The sequence below is a fragment of the Streptomyces sp. NPDC111606 genome, assembly GCF_055656945.1.
Map to the genome: position 1 here is coordinate 911,251 of NZ_JBVKBY010000001.1, position 16,168 is coordinate 927,418.

General features: G+C 70.6%; 16 protein-coding genes. 6 read left to right on the plus strand and 10 right to left on the minus strand.

Annotated features, from left to right (window positions below):
• The first annotated feature begins 180 nt into the window (after positions 1–180).
• The 3 genes from ACZ7M7_RS04210 to nirD are packed head-to-tail and all read left to right on the plus strand — an operon-like array spanning position 181 to position 4,348.
• Positions 181–1,392, plus strand: a complete 1,212-nt coding sequence (locus ACZ7M7_RS04210; RefSeq protein ID WP_383595472.1) for an NAD(P)/FAD-dependent oxidoreductase — start codon at positions 181–183, stop codon at positions 1,390–1,392.
• Entirely contained in the window at positions 1,392–3,998 is a 2,607-nt protein-coding gene (gene nirB / locus ACZ7M7_RS04215; RefSeq protein WP_383624497.1) for a nitrite reductase large subunit NirB, read from the plus strand. Before ACZ7M7_RS04210 ends, nirB begins: the two co-directional genes overlap by 1 nt.
• Positions 3,995–4,348: a nitrite reductase small subunit NirD gene (nirD, locus tag ACZ7M7_RS04220; protein WP_383595466.1), complete on the plus strand. Its 354-nt coding sequence runs from the start codon at positions 3,995–3,997 to the stop codon at positions 4,346–4,348. The genes nirB and nirD overlap by 4 nt, the downstream gene beginning before the upstream one ends.
• A 39-nt stretch (positions 4,349–4,387) precedes the next feature.
• On the opposite strand, the gene ACZ7M7_RS04225 is transcribed toward nirD, so the two are convergent.
• The 4 genes from ACZ7M7_RS04225 to ACZ7M7_RS04240 all read right to left on the minus strand — a co-directional run bounded on the left by ACZ7M7_RS04225 (position 4,388) and on the right by ACZ7M7_RS04240 (position 8,317).
• Positions 4,388–5,317, minus strand: coding sequence for an oxidoreductase (locus ACZ7M7_RS04225; protein WP_472112614.1), 930 nt, complete (start codon positions 5,315–5,317; stop codon positions 4,388–4,390).
• A 38-nt stretch (positions 5,318–5,355) separates the two neighbouring features.
• Positions 5,356–5,793: an excalibur calcium-binding domain-containing protein gene (locus tag ACZ7M7_RS04230; protein ID WP_472112617.1), complete on the minus strand. Its 438-nt coding sequence runs from the start codon at positions 5,791–5,793 to the stop codon at positions 5,356–5,358.
• Positions 5,794–5,966: 173 nt separating this feature from the next.
• Positions 5,967–7,670 carry a SulP family inorganic anion transporter gene (locus ACZ7M7_RS04235; protein WP_472112620.1) on the minus strand — a complete coding sequence of 568 codons (1,704 nt, stop codon included), beginning with the start codon at positions 7,668–7,670 and terminating at the stop codon, positions 5,967–5,969.
• A gap of 41 nt (positions 7,671–7,711) precedes the next feature.
• Positions 7,712–8,317, minus strand: a complete 606-nt coding sequence (locus ACZ7M7_RS04240) for a carbonic anhydrase (protein ID WP_472113919.1) — start codon at positions 8,315–8,317, stop codon at positions 7,712–7,714.
• A gap of 192 nt (positions 8,318–8,509) precedes the next feature.
• Here ACZ7M7_RS04240 and ACZ7M7_RS04245 point away from each other — a divergent pair, with 192 nt between their 5' ends.
• From ACZ7M7_RS04245 to ACZ7M7_RS04255, 3 genes are all read left to right on the plus strand, one after another.
• Complete coding sequence (locus tag ACZ7M7_RS04245) at positions 8,510–9,439, plus strand: winged helix-turn-helix domain-containing protein (RefSeq protein WP_472112622.1); 930 nt, start codon at positions 8,510–8,512, stop codon at positions 9,437–9,439.
• Positions 9,436–10,920 (plus strand): sensor histidine kinase, encoded by a 1,485-nt coding sequence (locus tag ACZ7M7_RS04250; RefSeq protein ID WP_383595453.1) that lies wholly within the window; start codon positions 9,436–9,438, stop codon positions 10,918–10,920. Before ACZ7M7_RS04245 ends, ACZ7M7_RS04250 begins: the two co-directional genes overlap by 4 nt.
• A 155-nt stretch (positions 10,921–11,075) precedes the next feature.
• The gene (locus ACZ7M7_RS04255) at positions 11,076–12,236 is read left to right on the plus strand and encodes an alkaline phosphatase PhoX (protein ID WP_472112625.1); all 1,161 of its coding nucleotides are present in this window, start codon (positions 11,076–11,078) and stop codon (positions 12,234–12,236) included.
• Positions 12,237–12,443: 207 nt separating this feature from the next.
• On the opposite strand, the gene ACZ7M7_RS04260 is transcribed toward ACZ7M7_RS04255, so the two are convergent.
• The 6 genes from ACZ7M7_RS04260 to ACZ7M7_RS04285 all read right to left on the minus strand — a co-directional run bounded on the left by ACZ7M7_RS04260 (position 12,444) and on the right by ACZ7M7_RS04285 (position 16,158).
• Positions 12,444–12,803, minus strand: a complete 360-nt coding sequence (locus tag ACZ7M7_RS04260; protein ID WP_472112628.1) for a hypothetical protein — start codon at positions 12,801–12,803, stop codon at positions 12,444–12,446.
• A 38-nt stretch (positions 12,804–12,841) separates the two neighbouring features.
• Positions 12,842–13,414, minus strand: coding sequence for a hypothetical protein (locus ACZ7M7_RS04265; protein WP_472112632.1), 573 nt, complete (start codon positions 13,412–13,414; stop codon positions 12,842–12,844).
• 208 nt (positions 13,415–13,622) lie between these two features.
• Entirely contained in the window at positions 13,623–14,027 is a 405-nt protein-coding gene (locus ACZ7M7_RS04270) for a hypothetical protein (protein WP_472112635.1), read from the minus strand.
• Complete coding sequence (locus tag ACZ7M7_RS04275) at positions 14,024–14,485, minus strand: hypothetical protein (RefSeq protein WP_472112638.1); 462 nt, start codon at positions 14,483–14,485, stop codon at positions 14,024–14,026. Before ACZ7M7_RS04275 ends, ACZ7M7_RS04270 begins: the two co-directional genes overlap by 4 nt.
• Before the next feature lie 87 nt (positions 14,486–14,572).
• Positions 14,573–15,421, minus strand: a complete 849-nt coding sequence (locus ACZ7M7_RS04280) for a helix-turn-helix domain-containing protein (RefSeq protein ID WP_472112641.1) — start codon at positions 15,419–15,421, stop codon at positions 14,573–14,575.
• The gene (locus ACZ7M7_RS04285) at positions 15,418–16,158 is read right to left on the minus strand and encodes a DUF6879 family protein (protein WP_472112644.1); all 741 of its coding nucleotides are present in this window, start codon (positions 16,156–16,158) and stop codon (positions 15,418–15,420) included. The genes ACZ7M7_RS04280 and ACZ7M7_RS04285 overlap by 4 nt, the downstream gene beginning before the upstream one ends.
• Positions 16,159–16,168: the final 10 nt, after the last annotated feature.

A 16,168-nucleotide genomic window follows, 5' to 3' on the forward strand; every position in this document is an offset into this window, starting at 1 on the left:
CGTCCATGTACATGAGGAGCATCTGAGGTTCGGGCAACGGCACCGGACCGATCTCACAGCCCGCCCCCTTCGTGCCCCCCGAACCCTCACACCGCCCCCGCGCCCCCGCTGAGGGCAGCGTTCCTCGTGGGAAACAGACGTGATGCGGTCGGGAAACACCCGCACCGCACGCTCGACGCCATGACCTCGAATACGCGTGTGGTGGTGATCGGCGCCGGCCTCGCGGGCGTACGACTCGCCCGGCGGCTCGGCGAGCTCGGCACGCCCGTGACGCTCGTCGGCGACGAGGAGCACCGCCCGTACAACCGGGTGCTGCTCGCCGAGGTGCTGGCCGGACGGTACAGCCCCGACGTGATCGCCCTCCCGGCGCCGGCCGAGCTCACGCGTGGCCGGGTCACCGGCATCGACCGCGAGGTGCGAGCCGTACACCTCGCGGACGGGTCGGAGATCGCATACGACACGCTGGTCCTGGCCACCGGTTCGAACCCGGTGCTGCCGCCCCTGCGCGGTCTGTTCACGCCGGACCACGTGCTGCCGGAGGGTGTGCACGCGTTCCGGACCATGGACGACTGCCTGGGCCTGTCCAAGGCCGTACGTCCCGGTGTCCGGGCGGTCGTGATCGGCGGCGGGCTCCTCGGGGTCTCCGCCGCTCGTGCCCTCGCGCTGCGCGGCGCGCAGGTCGTACTCGCCCAGCAGTCCGAGCGGCTGATGGAGCGGCAACTCGACCCGGTCGCCTCGAAGCTGGTCCGCCGCCATCTCGTCGACCTCGGCGTGGAGGTGCACACCGACCTGCGCGTGCGTGACGTGCGCTGCGTCGGCGGCGCGGTCCGCTCGGTGGAGATGGCCGACGGATACACCCTCGACGCCGACCTCGTGGTCCTGGCCTGCGGGGTGCACCCGCGCGCGGGCCTCGCGCAGCTCGCGGGACTGGACGTCCGCAAGGGGATCGTCGTCGACGACGAGCTCCGTACGTCCGACCCGCACATCCGGGCCGTCGGCGACTGCGCGCAGCACGACGGGACCGTGTACGGACTGGCAGCACCCGCGCTCGAACAGGCCGACGTCCTGGCCGAGTTGCTGGCGGGCGACGGCACCGCCCGTTACACCGGCACCCGGGCGCTGACCCGGCTGACGCTTGCCGGTGAGGGGTTCTTCGACCTCGCCGCGTTCGGCGAGACGGAGGCCCGGCCCGGCGACGACGTCGTCCAGCTGACCGACGCCACCCGCGGCACCTACCGCAAGGTCGTCGTCCGCGACGACCGCCTGGTCGGCGGGGTTCTCGTCGGCGAACTCGGCACCGTCGGCGCGCTCGCCCGCGCCTGGGAGGGAGCAGAGCCGCTCCCCGACGACGCCCCGCTGCTCCACCTGCTCACCAACGATGGAGGCTCCTGATGACCGCCACCCCGGAGGCCACGGAGGCCACCCCCACGATCGTGCTCGTCGGCCACGGCATGGTCGGCCAGCGTTTCCTGGAGGCGCTCGCCGAGCGCGGCCTGACCGCCACGCACCGCGTGGTCGTGCTGTGCGAGGAGCCGCGTCCGGCGTACGACCGCGTCGCGCTCACCTCCTACTTCTCCGGCAAGACGCCCGAGGACCTCTCCATGACCGACATGGAGTTCATCAAGGACCACGGCATCGAGCTGTACGTCGGTGACCCGGCGCTCTCCGTGGACCGCGAGGCCCGGCAGGTCACGGCCGCGTCCGGCCAGGTCTTCGCGTACGACGCCCTCGTCCTCGCCACCGGCTCGTACCCGTTCGTGCCGCCGGTGCCGAACAAGGACGCCGCCGGCTGTTTCGTCTACCGCACGATCGAGGACCTGCTCGCGATCGAGGAGTACGCGAAGACGAAGGCCACGACCGGTGCCGTGGTCGGCGGCGGTCTGCTGGGCCTGGAGGCCGCCGGTGCGCTGAAGGGACTCGGTGTCGAGGCGCACATCGTGGAGTTCGCGCCGCGGCTGATGCCGGTGCAGGTCGACGAGGGCGGTGGCGCGGCGCTGCTGCGCACCATCGAGGACATGGGCCTGAGCGTCCACACCGGCGTCGGCACGCAGGAGATCGTCGTCGACGCGGACGGTGCCGTCACCGGCATGAAGCTGTCCGACGGTTCCGAACTCGCCACCGACATGGTGGTGTTCAGCGCCGGTGTCCGCCCCCGCGACCAGCTGGCCCGCGACTGCGGCCTCACCGTCGGCGAGCGCGGCGGCATCACGGTCGACGAGCAGTGCCGTACGGTCGCCGACCCGCATGTGTTCGCGATCGGCGAGTGCGCGCTGGCGTCGGACGGCCGGGTGTACGGCCTGGTGGCCCCCGGTTACGAGCAGGCGGAGACGGCGGCGGCGACGATCGCCTCCGACGAAGCCGCCTTCGTCGGCGCCGACTTGTCGACAAAGCTGAAGCTGCTCGGTGTGGATGTCGCCTCGTTCGGTGACGCGCACGGCACCACCGACGACTGTCTGGACGTCGTGTACTCCGACTCCCGCGCCGGTCTGTACAAGAAGCTGGTCATCGGCCGCGACGGCACGCTGCTCGGCGGCATCCTGGTCGGTGACGCGGACGCGTACGGCACGCTGAAGGCGTTCACCGGCTCGGTGCCGCCGGTCTCGCCCGAGTCGCTGGTCCTGCCCGCCGGTGCCGGCGCCCCCGCCCAGCTCGGCCCGTCCGCGCTGCCGGACGAGGCGGTGATCTGCTCCTGCCACAACGTCACCAAGGGCACGATCCGCGGTGCGGTGACGGAGCACTCCTGCACGACCGTGCCCGAGGTGAAGAAGTGCACCAAGGCCGGAACGGGCTGCGGCTCCTGCGTCAAGGTCCTCGGCCAGCTGGTCACCGCCGAGCTGGAGGCGTCCGGCGTCGAGGTCGACAAGGGCCTGTGCGGCTGCTTCTCGCAGACCCGCGAGGAGCTGTACGAGATCGTCCTCGCCCTGCGCGTCAACACCTACCAGGACCTGCTGGACCGCTACGGCCGCGACGGCGCCCGGGGCGGCGACGGCTGCGAGATCTGCAAGCCGGCGGTCGGCTCGATCATCGCCTCGCTCGCTCCGACGATCGGCGCGAGCGGCTATGTCCTGGACAGCGAGCAGGCGGCGCTGCAGGACAGCAACGACCACTTCCTCGCCAACATCCAGAAGAACGGCTCGTACTCGGTCGTACCGCGTATCGCCGGTGGTGAGATCACCCCGGAGGGGCTGATCGTGATCGGCGAGATCGCCCGTGACTTCGGTCTCTACACGAAGATCACCGGCGGCCAGCGTATCGACATGTTCGGCGCAAGGGTGGAGCAACTCCCTCTCATCTGGGCCCGGTTGGTGGACGCCGGCTTCGAGTCCGGCCACGCCTACGGCAAGTCGCTGCGCACGGTGAAGTCCTGCGTCGGGCAGACCTGGTGCCGCTACGGCGTCCAGGACTCCGTCCGGATGGCGATCGACCTGGAGCTGCGCTACCGGGGCCTGCGCTCGCCGCACAAGCTGAAGTCGGCGGTCTCCGGCTGCCAGCGCGAGTGCGCGGAGGCCCAGTCGAAGGACTTCGGCGTGATCGCCACCGCCAACGGCTGGAACCTCTACGTCGGCGGCAACGGCGGCGCGACCCCGCGTCATGCCGACCTGCTGGCCCAGGACCTGTCGGACGCGGAGCTGATCCGCCTGATCGACCGCTTCCTGATGTTCTACATCCGCACCGCGGACCGCCTGGAGCGCACGAGCGTGTGGCTGGAGCGGATCCCCGGCGGCCTGGACCACGTACGTGACGTGGTCGTGGAGGACTCCCTCGGCATCTGCGAGGAACTGGAGTCCCTGATGACGGCCCATGTCGCGAACTACCGCGACGAGTGGTCGGAGACCATCAACGACCCCGAGAAGCTGGCCCGGTTCGTGTCCTTCGTGAACGCCCCCGACACCCCCGACCCGGTCGTCGGCTTCGTCCCCGAGCGCGACCAGATCAAGCCCGACCTGCCGCTGCTGACCATCGGCCACCGCCCCCTGGAAGGAAGCGCCCAGCGATGACCCTGGCACCCGAGACGACCGACCTGAAGGTCCAAGTACGCCTGGACACGGACTGGTTGACGGTCTGCGACCTCGCCCACCTGCTCCCCGGCCGCGGCGTGGCTGCCCTGCTCCCGAACGGCGGCCAGGTGGCCCTGTTCCGCGACCGTGCCGGGCGGCTGTACGCCATCGACAACCGCGACCCGTTCGGCGGCGCCGCGGTCCTCTCCCGCGGCCTGACCGGCACCCACCAGGGCCGGTCGTTCGTGGCCTCGCCGCTCCTGAAGCAGCGCTTCGACCTGGAGACCGGGCAGTGTCTGGACGACGAGGGAGTGCGGGTGACTGCGTACGAGGTGCGGGCTGCCGGGTAGCGGGCTCGTGGCGGTGGCCTCGTGAAGGTGGCCTCGCGCTCACACCTTCAGGTCGTCGTACACCACCCCGGTCAGCCGCTCCGAAGCCTCCCACAGCAGCTCGCCCGCACGGTCGTTGCGGGTCCAGGGCGCCCGCCGGGACGGGGCGGGTGAGCCGCGCCAGCCGCCGAAGGACGACGGGCCGGTGAAGGAGTCGGGGCGGACACCGGGGGCGGTGGCGGCGTACAGCGTGGGCAGGGCGCCGGCCTCGGCGGGCTGGGCGAAGACACGGTTAGCGAGGCGGGCGAACCACTCGCTCGCCCGGCTCCCGGCCATCCGCGGCCCTGCCGTCTGGAGGTTGGTGTCCGCGTACCCGGGATGAGCGGCGGCCGCCACCACGTCCGCCCCCTGCGCCTCCAGCCTGCGCGCCAGCTCATGCGTGAACAGCAGGTTGGCGGTCTTGGACCGGCCGTAGGCGATCCAGCGCCGGTACCGGTGCTCGCTGTTGAGGTCGTCGATGTCGATGTTGGACAGCGCGTGCAGCGGACTGGAGACGGTCACCACCCGCGCGCCGGGCACACCCAGCAGCGCGGGCAGCAACAGCCCGGTGAGCGCGAAGTGCCCCAGGTGGTTGACCCCGAACTGCGTCTCGAAGCCGTCCGCCGTGGTGCCGTACGGCAGCGCCATCACGCCGGCGTTGTTCACGAGCAGGTCGAGACGGTCGTACGGGAAGGACGCGGCGAACTCCCGCACGGAGTCCAGGTCCCCGAGATCCAGCCGCCGCAACTCGACGTGCGCCTCCGGCACTTCGGAGACCATCCGTGCCTCGGCAGCCGCGCCCCGCACCTCGCTCCGGCACGCGAGCACCACCCGGGCGCCCTTCCGAGCCAGCTCCCGCGCCGTGACGTACCCGAGTCCGCTGTTGGCACCGGTGACGACGGCGACGCGGCCGCCCTGGTCGGGGATGTGCTGTGCGCTCCAGCCGGGCATGAGGAGCTCCTTTTGGATGTGGACGGCTCCGGCCCAGCCTACGAGCGGGCGTCCGTCCGGCGCAGCCTGCGCACCGCCACCAGCACCCCGCCACCGGCGAGCAGAGCGGCCACGCCGCCCGCCGCCAGGTACGGGGTGCTGTCGTCGCCGCCGGTCGCGGCGAGGTCGGTGCCGTCCTGCCCCGTGGTCTCGTCGGAGGTGTCGCCGGCGGACGGAGCCGCGCCGCCCTCCGACTCCTCGTCGTCGGCGGGGACGAAGTCCGAGGGCGGGTTGTCGCAGCCGATGCCGTCGCCGTCCCGGTCGAGGTGGGAGCCGTAGTGCTTGTCGCCCTCCGGGATGTCGGAGTACCCGCTGGCGTAGGCCTCGGTGCAGTTCTTGAACGGGTGGTCACCGTCATGGGCAGCGGCGGTGGCCGGCAGAGCGGCCAGCGCCAGCGCGGCGACGACGATGGCGCCGGGCTTGCGGAGCAGGTTCACGGGAGGGTCCTTCCCTGGTCGTGCGTGAGGTGACGAACGTAGCCAGGGGCCGCAGTTGCGGAGGAGTTACGAAGGACCCGTGATGCGAACGTGACGTGACCGGAAGGTAGCTCTCCGTATGTGGGATCACCGCATGCCGGGGCATCGCATGCAGGGCCACCGCAGGCCCGTGCTCAGCGCACGAGAGGCGAGCGCTCGGCATGGTCGCCGTAGCCGTCGGGCACGGGCCGGGTGTCCAGGTAGAACCATTCGGCCCCGGGCCCCGGCAGCGGGGCCGTGTCGACGGTGGCCGTCGGCCGGGGCGGGACGGACGCCGGCACTTCCGGCCGCGCCGGTCCCGGCATCAGCAGCTCCACCCGCAGCCCCAGCCCCCGCTGCTGCGCCGTGAACTCCTCCACCTGGCTGCGGCAGGCGTGGTCCAGATGGGTCACGCCGGTCAGGTCGAGGCGGATGCGGGGCTTGCCGGAGGCGGCTGCGCTCTCCAGCGCCTCGATGACCTGCGGCAGCCGTAGGAAGGTGGCGTTGCCGGCCATGACGACCTTCGCCGTGTCGTCCTCGACGTGCTGCCGGATCACGGTCTGGGACATCCGCAGGGCGGCCAGTACGATCCCGGCCGCGAGGCCGATGAGGACGCCCTCCAGCAGCGCGGTCGCCACGATGACCAGCGTTGTCGTCGTCATCACGAAGAACTCGCCCCGGTCCTGCCGCCACATCTTCGGGAACTCGTCCGGCGCGAACAGCTTCCAGCCGCTGTGCACGAGGACGCCCGCGAGCACCGAGATCGGGATCAGGGCCAGAACCTGCGGCAGCAGCAGCGCGAACGCCAGCAGCCACAGGCCGTGCAGGGTTCGGGAGATGCGGGTCTTGGCACCGGCCTGGACGTTCGCCGAGCTGCGGGCGACGACCGCGGTGATCGGGAGGGCGCCGAGGATGCCGGCGACGGTGTTGCCGGCGCCCTGGGCGATGAGTTCGGTGTTGTAGCGGGTGCGCGGGCCGCTGTGCATACGGTCCACGGCGGCCGCGGTGAACAGGCTCTCCGCCGAGGCGATGACCGTGAAGGTGAGGATGGCCGAGATGACCGCGGGGTCCGCGAGGCCCGCGAACTGCTCGGCTCCCGGCACCTGCACCGACGCCAGCAGATTGCCGACCTGGAGCGTCTTCACGTCCACGCCGGGCAGCGCGGCGACCGCGATGCCGATGCCGACCGCCACGAGCGCGGCCGGGATCTTCTTCGCCGGGCCCGGCACCTTCTTCCACAGGAAGCTCAGCACGATCGTGGCGACGCCGAGCAGCGTGGCGATCATCGCCTGGGAATTGGTGAGGATGTCCGCGAACAGGCCCGGGATGCCCGCCATGTTCTCGATCGGCGTGCCGGGGGCCTTGGCGTCGGCCATCGGGTAGGCCTGGCTGAACATCAGCGGCAGTCCGATGCCGGCCAGCATGCCCTGGACCACTGCGAGGGAGATCGCCTGGAACATCCGGCCGAGGCGTACGACGCCGAGGACGATCTGCAGGATGCCCGAGAACAGCACGATCACGCCGAGCATCGCCACGCCGAGCTCCAGCACCGTCTCCGCGACCAGCGCGGCGAGCCCGGCGGCCGGCCCGCTGACCTGGAGTGTGCTGCCCCGGACCGCGCCGACGACCAGGCCGCCGATCACCCCGGAGATGATCCCGAGTTCGGCGGGGACCCCGGAGGCGACGGCCACGCCGATGCAGAGAGGGAGGGCGACGAGGAAGACGACGAGGGAAGCGGTGATCTCGTTGGCGAGGTCGAGCTTCGCGCCCCCGGCGGCCCCGTTGCCCGAGGACTTGGCGCCACCCCCGCTCACCCCGTTGTCCGGCGGCGACTTCGCGGCGCCCCCGATCCCCGGCATGCTCACCTTCGTGCGCGTACGCCCGCGCGCATGCGCCCCGCTCATCCGGCATGCACCCGGAACCGGCCGTCGTCCTCCAGCTCGTGCACCCGCCCGGTGTCGACCTCGTAGTACCAGCCGTGCAGCCGCAGCCGCCCCCCGTCCAGCCGCTGCCGCACCACCGGGTAAGTCCGCAGGACCGCAAGCTGGTTGACGACGTTGCCCTGGGCCACGTCCGGCAGCGACGGGTCGTCGGAGGCGGCCGTGAGGACCTGCGCCAGTTCCGGCCGGGCCAGCTGCAGCCACGCGTCCACCCCCGGCAGCGCGGACAGGTCGTCGCCGGACTTCAGCGCGCCCATCGCGCCGCAGTGTGAGTGACCGCACACGATGATGTCCTGAACCCCGAGCACCTCCAGTGCGTACTCGATGGTGGCCGCCTCGCCGGAGGCACCAGGGCTGCCGTACGGCGGCACGATATTGCCCGCGTTTCGCAGCTCGAATATCTCTCCGGGCCGTGCGCCGGTAATCAGCGCGGGTATGACCCGTGAGTCCGAGCAGGTAATGAAGAGCGCCTCGGGATATTGCCCTTCGGCCAGTTTCCGGTATTCAACGGTCTCGAAATCGACCCGTCGCTTGAACGAACGGGCTCGGTCCAGCAACGCCTTCAACGATGCCTCCGTGGTGGGGAGTTCGGCCAGTTCACAGCACCGTAGAGGAGCCCGCACCAGAGGAAGGTTAAGTAAAGGCCAGAGCGCGTCCAGCAATTGGACATTCTTTGTCGCAACTCCCTGCAAGCGCTTGTTTCTTGTAGCGTGTCGACGTCAGGGCAGAGAATGCAAATTCACGGAGAGACAGGACGCATGGGCATACGAGTGCTGCTCATCGAGGACGACGAGACGATCGCCGAACCGCTCGCCGAGGGCCTCGGCCACTTCGGCCTGACGGTGGATCACGTGACCACCGGCGCCGAGGGACTGAGAAGGCCGTACGGCGATGTCGTCCTGCTCGACCTCGGGTTGCCGGACATGGACGGCATCGATGTGTGCCGGGGCATCCGGCGGGTCTCGGACGTGCCGGTCATCATCCTGAGTGCGCGGGGTGAGGAGGCCGACCGGGTCCTCGGACTGGAGCTGGGGGCGGACGACTATCTGGCGAAGCCGTTCAGCGTGCGGGAGTTGGTGGCGCGGGTGCGGGCGGTGACCCGGCGGACGCAACGCAAGGAGGCGGTGGCGGAGCCGGTCGCCATGGCGGCGCCGATGGATATGGCGACGTCGGTGGACAGGGCGAGGTCGGTCGACAGGGCGGCGCCGGTGGACAGGGCGGCGTCGGTCGAGCGTGGACGTACCGAAGCGCTGGTGGAGCGGCTGCGCGCGGAGGCGGCGGCCTCGTCGGCGGTCCCCCCGCCATCCGCTCCCCTGTCGCGCGAGACCGCGCCGGGCCCGTCGTACGAGGAATCCGCCCCCTCACCCTCGTACGCCCCCGGCCCCCTCGTCGTCGACCGCCGAACCCGTCAGGTCTGGGTCGGCGAGATCCCCGTCACCCTCACCCCGAAGGAGTTCGAGCTGCTGGCGCTGCTGACCGAGGATCCCGGCGCGGTCTACTCACGGCAGCAGATCCTGGACCGCGTGTGGGACCCGCACTACGAGGGCCCGACCAAGACGCTGGACGTCCATGTCGCGGCGCTGCGGAAGAAGTTGGGGCATCCGGCGTGGATCCAGACCCTGCGCGGGGTCGGTTTCCGGCTGGCGGTGCAGACCGAGCCGGGCGGGCCGCAGGTGTCCTCGCCATGACCCGCCGGCTGCTGCTCAGCTACCTCAGTCTCGCCGCGCTCGTCCTGGTCTGCCTGGAGATCCCACTGGGCTTCGTCTACTCGCGCAGCGAGCGGGAGCGGGTGGTGAGCGCGGCGAAGGACGAGGCGGAGTCGGTGTCCGCGTACGCCTCGCTGTCCCTCAGCGCGGGACGTGCCGAGCGGGATCTGCCGCGCCGGGTGGTGCGCTGTGCCGAGCGCGTCGGCGGGCAGGTGGTGATCGTGGACGCCTCGGGCGCCCTGCTCGCCACCTCGCATCCGCGGGCCGCGGTGATGTCGTCCAACCTCGCCTCCCGCCCCGGTATCGCGGCCGCCCTGCGCGGCACGTCCACCGTGGACGTCCGTACCTCGACCATCGGAGGCGTCGAGTACCTGTCGGTCGCCGGGCCGGTCATGCGCGACGAGCGGATGCAGGGTGCCGTGTGGCTGACGCTGCCGACGCGGACGGTGCACGAACGCGTCCATCACGTCTGGCTGTTGCTGGCCCTCGGCGGACTCGGGGTCCTCACCGCGGTCGCGGTGGTCGGGTTCGCCATCGCCTGCTGGGCGGGCCGTCCCATCCGTGAACTGGAGCGCGCTACGCATGAGTTGGCGGAGGGCGGGCGGGCCCGTCCGGTGACGATGACGAAGGGTCCGCCCGAGGTCCGCCGGCTGGCCGCCGCGTTCAACCGTACGGCGGCCCGGCTCGCCCATCTCCTCGCCGCCCAGCGGGCGTTCGCGGGCGAGGCGTCGCATCAGCTGAAGACCCCGCTCGCGGCGTTGCGGCTGCGGCTGGAGAACCTGGAGCCGAACGTGTCGGACCGCGGCATCGGCAGCCTCACCGCCGCCGTGACGGAGACGGACCGGCTCGCGCGGATGGTCGAGGGGCTGCTGGCGATGGCCCGCCTGGAGGAGGACTCCGCGACGCCCGCCCCGGTCGACGTGGGCGCGGTCTGCGCGGAACGGCACCGCACCTGGCTGCCGCTGTTCGAGCAGCAACGGGTCTCCCTCGTCCTGTTCGCGGGCAGTGTGGGGCCGGTCCTCGCGGTGCCGGGCGGGGTCGAGCAGATCGTGGACAACCTGCTCTCCAACGCCCTGCGCGCCTCCCCGCCCGACAGCACCGTCGCCATCGAGCTACGGCTCCATGTGCCGCTCCGCCGCGCCCTGCGCGACGCCCGCCCCGCCTGGGTCGACCTGCACATCACCGACGAGGGGCCCGGCATGACCTCGGAGCAGCGTGCCCGCGCCTTCGACCGCTTCTGGCGCGCGCCGGGTGCCCCCAAGGGCGGTACGGGGCTGGGCCTATCGCTGGTGCATCGGCTCGCGCACGCGAGCGGCGGTGAGGCGAGCCTGCATGCCTCGGCGGCGGGCGGTCTGGACGCGGTGGTCCGGCTGCCGTCGGCGGAACCGCCGCGCGAGGCGCACGGGCCGGGTGTCGAGCGGCCGGGGCAGCGGAGGCGGGGGGTGCCGGCGCTGCGCGCATGACCCGGCCCCCATGGGCAGCTCCCAGGTACGCCGTCCGACGGCCACCAACTGGCCACGGTCCGTCCACCATGCTCCCTTAGGTTCCATGCCGCTCCCTCTGGCACGACCCCGTCGTCGACCGGCGGCGGGGCGGTACGGCACCTCTTGGAGTGAGAGTGGAACGTCGTAGCCTCCTGCGCGCGGCCGTCCTCGGCGGCTCGGCCGCCGTGTTCGGCGGAACCCTGTGGCGCGGCGCCGCGTATGCGGCCCCGGCCCAGCCCGGCACCGGCCCCTACGGGGCGCTGGGCTCCCCCGACGCCAACGGCATCAGACTCCCCAGCGGCTTCACCAGCCGCGTGATCGCCCGCTCCGGGCAGACGGTCTCCGGTACGTCGTACACCTGGCACAACGCCCCTGACGGCGGCGCGTGTTACACGGACGGCAGTGGCTGGATCTACGTCTCCAACTCCGAGATCAACCCCTCCGGCGGCGCGAGCGCGGTGAAGTTCTCGTCGGCGGGCGCGATCACGTCCGCGTACCGCATCCTCTCCTCCACCCGCCAGAACTGCGCGGGCGGCAAGACGCCGTGGAACACCTGGCTGTCCTGCGAGGAGGTGTCCCTCGGCTACGTCTACGAGACGGACCCGTGGGGCGTTCAGGCGGCGGTCCGCCGTGCCGCGATGGGCCGCTTCAAGCACGAGGCGGCGGCCGCGGACCCGGTGCGCCAGGTGATCTACCTGACCGAGGACGAGACCAACGGCCGCTTCTACCGCTTCATCCCCTCCACCTGGGGCAACCTGTCCTCCGGCACCCTCCAGGTCATGGTCGCGGGCAGCGCCACCTCGGGCTCCTTCACCTGGGCCGACGTCCCCGACCCGGACGGCTCCCCGACGGCCACCCGCTCCCAGGTCTCGGGCTCCAAGTCCTTCAACGGCGGCGAGGGCTGCCACTACGCCGACGACACCGTCTGGTTCACCACGAAGGGCGACAACCGGGTCTGGCAGCTCAACCTGACCTCGAACACCTACGAGCTGGCCTACGACGACTCCCTCGTCACCTCCGGCACGGCCCCCCTCACCGGCGTCGACAACATCACCGGCTCCTCCTCCGGCGACCTCTTCGTCGCCGAGGACGGCGGCAACATGGAGATCTGCGTCATCACCCCGGCCGACGTCATCGCCCCGTTCCTCCGCATCGACGGCCAGTCCGGCTCGGAAATCACGGGCCCGGCCTTCTCCCCCGACGGCACCCGCCTGTACTTCTCCAGCCAGCGGGGCACGAGCGGGAGTTCGTCGGGCGGGATCACGTATGAGGTGAAGGGGCCGTTCCGGTCATAGCCGGGCGCAGCCTGGATCAGCGACACAGAGCGAAAGGGCGGCACCCCCGCACAGGGTGACGGCTGGCTTCCTGACCTGGGAAGCCGGCCGTCGGTCACGTCCTCAGGGCACATTCGGAAGACGTGTAGGACGCGCCGGGAGTAGCCACCGCATGACGAAGGCCCCACCCCCGAACCCGGGAGCGGGGCCGTGCTACGTCCACCTCAGCTACTGATCCGCACGCGGATCATCCGCCATGTTCAGGCCATCGATTAACGCGTCCATGAACGCCCGATTCCCAGCAGGCGGATTCAAGTCATCCGCCAGCCCCAGGCATACCTCGGGCGTCCGCGGGTCGTCCTGCCACTCACCGACCGAATAGTTCCAGTCCTCCCACGACGGGGCGGCTTCGGCAACGGTGACGGTGCACTGGCGCTTCGTCTCGGCCTGACTGAGCGAGGGTGACGCGGTGGCTGTGGCGGTGGCCGTGACGGTGACGGTGACGGTCCTCTTCTCCGGCTCCCCGCCGGACGAACAGCCGGCCAGCGCGAGACAGACGGCGGTAACCAGGAAGGTGGCACGGCGCATGGCGTGCATCCCGCAGACGCGCCGTCGCCCTGAAGCCCTTACTTCGCCAGCTCCCACGTCTCGCACCCGTTCGTCTCGAAGATCTCACCCTTGCTCAACGTCACCCGGCCCGGACCCTGAAGAATGTCGTTCGCGATGATCGACGCAAACTCGCCCGAGTCGTCTTTGTTCCGCGACCAATAACACATGCTGCTCGCCGGGCCCGCCGTCCTGTACGACCCGGCCTTCACGTCCTCGCCAACCAGGTACGTACCCTGATCGATTGAGGTGAGCGGCCCGGACGGCTCCTCCTCGGATTCCTCGATCGCGGGCACCGTGACGTCCGGCTCGATACCCGCGTCGATGTCGGACTCGGCGGAGTCCAGGATCTCCATCGCTTTGTCGATGACTTCCTGGTCGGTCATCGCGGTGGTGTGGGTGACTGTGACCGTCGGTGCCGGCTTCGCCTCAGCGCTGCTGTTGCTTCTTGCAACGGCCGCCCCTGCGATGACGATGGCGGCGACGACTGCGGCTGTGGAACCGACGATGACGGCGTTGCTTCGCCCTCGTTTCGGGGCTGGCGGCGGGGGCGGCGGGAAGTCGGGCATGGGTGGTGGCGTGGCGTCAGTCATGGTCCCCCCAGACTTCGTTGTGCGGAAATGCATCATGCGCGGCGGTGTGCACTACGTGAAGGGCATGTGTCTCTGTTGTGACCTTTAACGGCCGATGATCCGATCGCCCTCGTTGTGCCTGGGGTGCTCGGCGACCGGCAGGCGATTTGCGGCGGGCGTTCCCAACGGGGGTGACGGGGGGCGCCCGCACCATCCCGGCGACGGCGCTCTACATGCGGGTGGCAACCGCAGTCCTCTCGTTGTCGGCGAGCAGCGGCAGTGCCCTCATGAGGATCAGCAGACGGCGCTCATCCAGGTTCTCCAGGGCAATCAGCGGCGTGATGCCAATGCCGAGCATCGAAAGCACGAGACCCAGGAACGCCCGTTCCTGCTCGTCGAGGCTGAGCGTGTAGACGCGACCCATGAGGCCCTCCCAGTTCGCCCTCATGCGGCCGGCGTCCTTGATGACCAGGGCGGCGCGCACGTTGTCGCGGGCGAGGAGCGTGCCCTCTTCGGCAAGGGCCTGCGCGGCAGCGCGGTCCCGGCCGCTCTGAGCCGACTCGATGAGCAGCTGCCCGAGCGACGGGATACCGACGTCCTCAGCCTGCTCTTCTCTGGTGTCGGTCGTCGTCATCGTGTTGCCTCCGCGGGACGTCGGTAGCCGCCCGGGCCGAACGCGGATGCGAGTACGGCCGGATCGGTCAGCAGCCCTGATCCGTCGGGACGTGTGATCCACATACGGCCCTCGATCTGCCGGTCCGTCGGCGGACAGTGCAGGGACGAGCCCGCCGGCTTCACCGCCAGCTGACGCACGTCTGCCAGTTCCTCGGCTGCGTCGAGCGGGACCAGCCACCACAGCGCGTCCATCACAGGGTCAGCAAGGGCTGGCCCACGCTGCTCGGCGTGGATGCGGGCCAACCTCGGATATCCGGTGGCGAGCCGTGCCTCGGCGACGAGCCATTTCTCGCCTGAGGGGATGGGGGCGAGTGCGTCTGAGTCCCACACGTCTCGCACGAGGTCGGGGTGCGCGCAGGAGTTGGCGAGCCATGCATCCCCGGCCTCGTACCGCCGGACGAAGTTCGGAAGGGCCATGGCCAGGACCGTAGGCAAGGCGATTGCGGGCCTGTGCGCCGATTGCATGCGATTGCGCGCGAGGGTCGGTGGCTTGCCGCGGATTGCTTACGCGAGGTCCAGAGAAGCCCGTGCTCGGCCAATCAGGCGGCGGGCCGGCGGGCCGTACTCCGCGGTCTCAGACAGCCAGTCCCAAGCCCGTTCGTACAGCGAGATGTCCTCGTCGCCGGTCAGCCACAGCTCCTCGCTGATCGTCTCGACGATGACCAGCCGCCGATCGTAGATCCAGAACGCGTGCGGAGCAGTGCGGCGCAGCTGAGCGCCGAAGGGCAGGATGCCGAGCTCGATGCGGCGCTGGCCGACGAGATTGTACAGCCGGTCCAGCTGCTCAGCCATCACGTCCACCGGGCAGGAACGGTGATACAGGGCGGCCTCGCACACGAGGAAGCGGAAGCTCTTCTCCGGGTCGTACAGGGCTTCCTGGCGCCGCATGCGCGCCTCGACGGCAGCCTCCGTAGTCGAGGCGATACCGCGGAACTCCGCGTTGGCATCGAACAGTACCCGGGCGTACTCCGGAGTCTGGAAGAGGCCCGGCACCCGAACCACTTCGAGGCCGCGGATCAGTTTCGTCGCCTCGGTCTGCCGGACGGCGATTTCCTGGCGCCCCCTATGCCCGCCGGCCAGCTGGCGCCGCCAAGACCGGTGCTGCTGCTTCATGTCCAGCCCCGCAAGCAGGCCGTAAAGCTCGGCCTTGACGCTCGGCTGACCGACGGCGTCAGCCCACGCGGTGAGGTCATCGCGGGTGGGAGTCTGCTTGCCGTTCTGGAGCCGGGAGACCTTCGAGGACTGCCAGCCCAGCCTCGCGGCGACGTCTTTGCCTTCCAGGCCGGCCTCGACGCGCAGCTCCCGCAGGCGCGCGCCGAGGGATTCTCGTGCGGTCTGGAAGTCGGTGGTCACACGGTTGAACGTACCCGCCGGGCGAACTCCGTAGTAGGCGTGGCGTAGTGCCAGGCGGCATCGCGGGCCTGGCAGGCGGCCAGGACCTCGGCCGGGTCTTCGGTGACGTACACGCCGAGGGTGGTGTCGTCTTCGTCGAACGCGAACCGGGCCAGGATCTTGGAGTCGAACAGCCAGAAGTCGAAGTCAGGCAGGCGCAACCGCACCGCCTCGGCCCGGGGCAGGTTGCGGATGTCCTCACCTGCGGCTGCGTTGCCGAGGCCGGTCGCCAGCAGGAACTGCTGCCCTTCGGCCAGCGGCTCGTCGACAAGGCGAACTCGCTCGAACCGTTTCCCCGCCTCGGTCTGGGCGCGGACGTTGGCATGCCACGGGCTGTCCGGGTTGAAGCCGAAGGTCTCCCCGTCGCGGAACTTGGACCAGTTGGCGCTGGAGCGGTCGGAGGCGTATCCGCGGCGGGTCTCCAGCCGCCAGGCCGTGTGCCGGAACTCGCGGAAGAGATGTGTGATCGACGCGAACGGCTGGAGCTCGAGGGCATCGGCGCGCGGGGCGTAGCGCGTGAGAAGGCTGCGGGGCACGCGTACGAACGTCTCAGAGGGCTTCACGTCGCGCAGCTGCACGAGGTGGGCGGGATCGGTCTCCCGATCCCCTTGGACGAGGATCTCGTCTGTGCCCTCGATCTCGTACAGGGTGGGGCAGTCGCCCTCTTCGCTGGTCGTGCCGAGGAACCTGAGCGCCATGTCGCCTCCG

Coding starts and splice junctions, on each gene's coding strand:
- ACZ7M7_RS04275 (WP_472112638.1), bottom strand. CDS start 14,485: ATGGCCCTTCCGAACTTCGTCCGGCGGTACGAGGCCGGGGATGCATGG.
- ACZ7M7_RS04210 (WP_383595472.1), top strand. CDS start 181: ATGACCTCGAATACGCGTGTGGTGGTGATCGGCGCCGGCCTCGCGGGC.
- ACZ7M7_RS04270 (WP_472112635.1), bottom strand. CDS start 14,027: ATGACGACGACCGACACCAGAGAAGAGCAGGCTGAGGACGTCGGTATC.
- ACZ7M7_RS04260 (WP_472112628.1), bottom strand. CDS start 12,803: ATGCGCCGTGCCACCTTCCTGGTTACCGCCGTCTGTCTCGCGCTGGCC.
- ACZ7M7_RS04235 (WP_472112620.1), bottom strand. CDS start 7,670: ATGCCGGGGATCGGGGGCGCCGCGAAGTCGCCGCCGGACAACGGGGTG.
- ACZ7M7_RS04265 (WP_472112632.1), bottom strand. CDS start 13,414: ATGACTGACGCCACGCCACCACCCATGCCCGACTTCCCGCCGCCCCCG.
- ACZ7M7_RS04285 (WP_472112644.1), bottom strand. CDS start 16,158: ATGGCGCTCAGGTTCCTCGGCACGACCAGCGAAGAGGGCGACTGCCCC.
- ACZ7M7_RS04225 (WP_472112614.1), bottom strand. CDS start 5,317: ATGCCCGGCTGGAGCGCACAGCACATCCCCGACCAGGGCGGCCGCGTC.
- ACZ7M7_RS04245 (WP_472112622.1), top strand. CDS start 8,510: ATGGGCATACGAGTGCTGCTCATCGAGGACGACGAGACGATCGCCGAA.
- nirB (WP_383624497.1), top strand. CDS start 1,392: ATGACCGCCACCCCGGAGGCCACGGAGGCCACCCCCACGATCGTGCTC.
- ACZ7M7_RS04250 (WP_383595453.1), top strand. CDS start 9,436: ATGACCCGCCGGCTGCTGCTCAGCTACCTCAGTCTCGCCGCGCTCGTC.
- nirD (WP_383595466.1), top strand. CDS start 3,995: ATGACCCTGGCACCCGAGACGACCGACCTGAAGGTCCAAGTACGCCTG.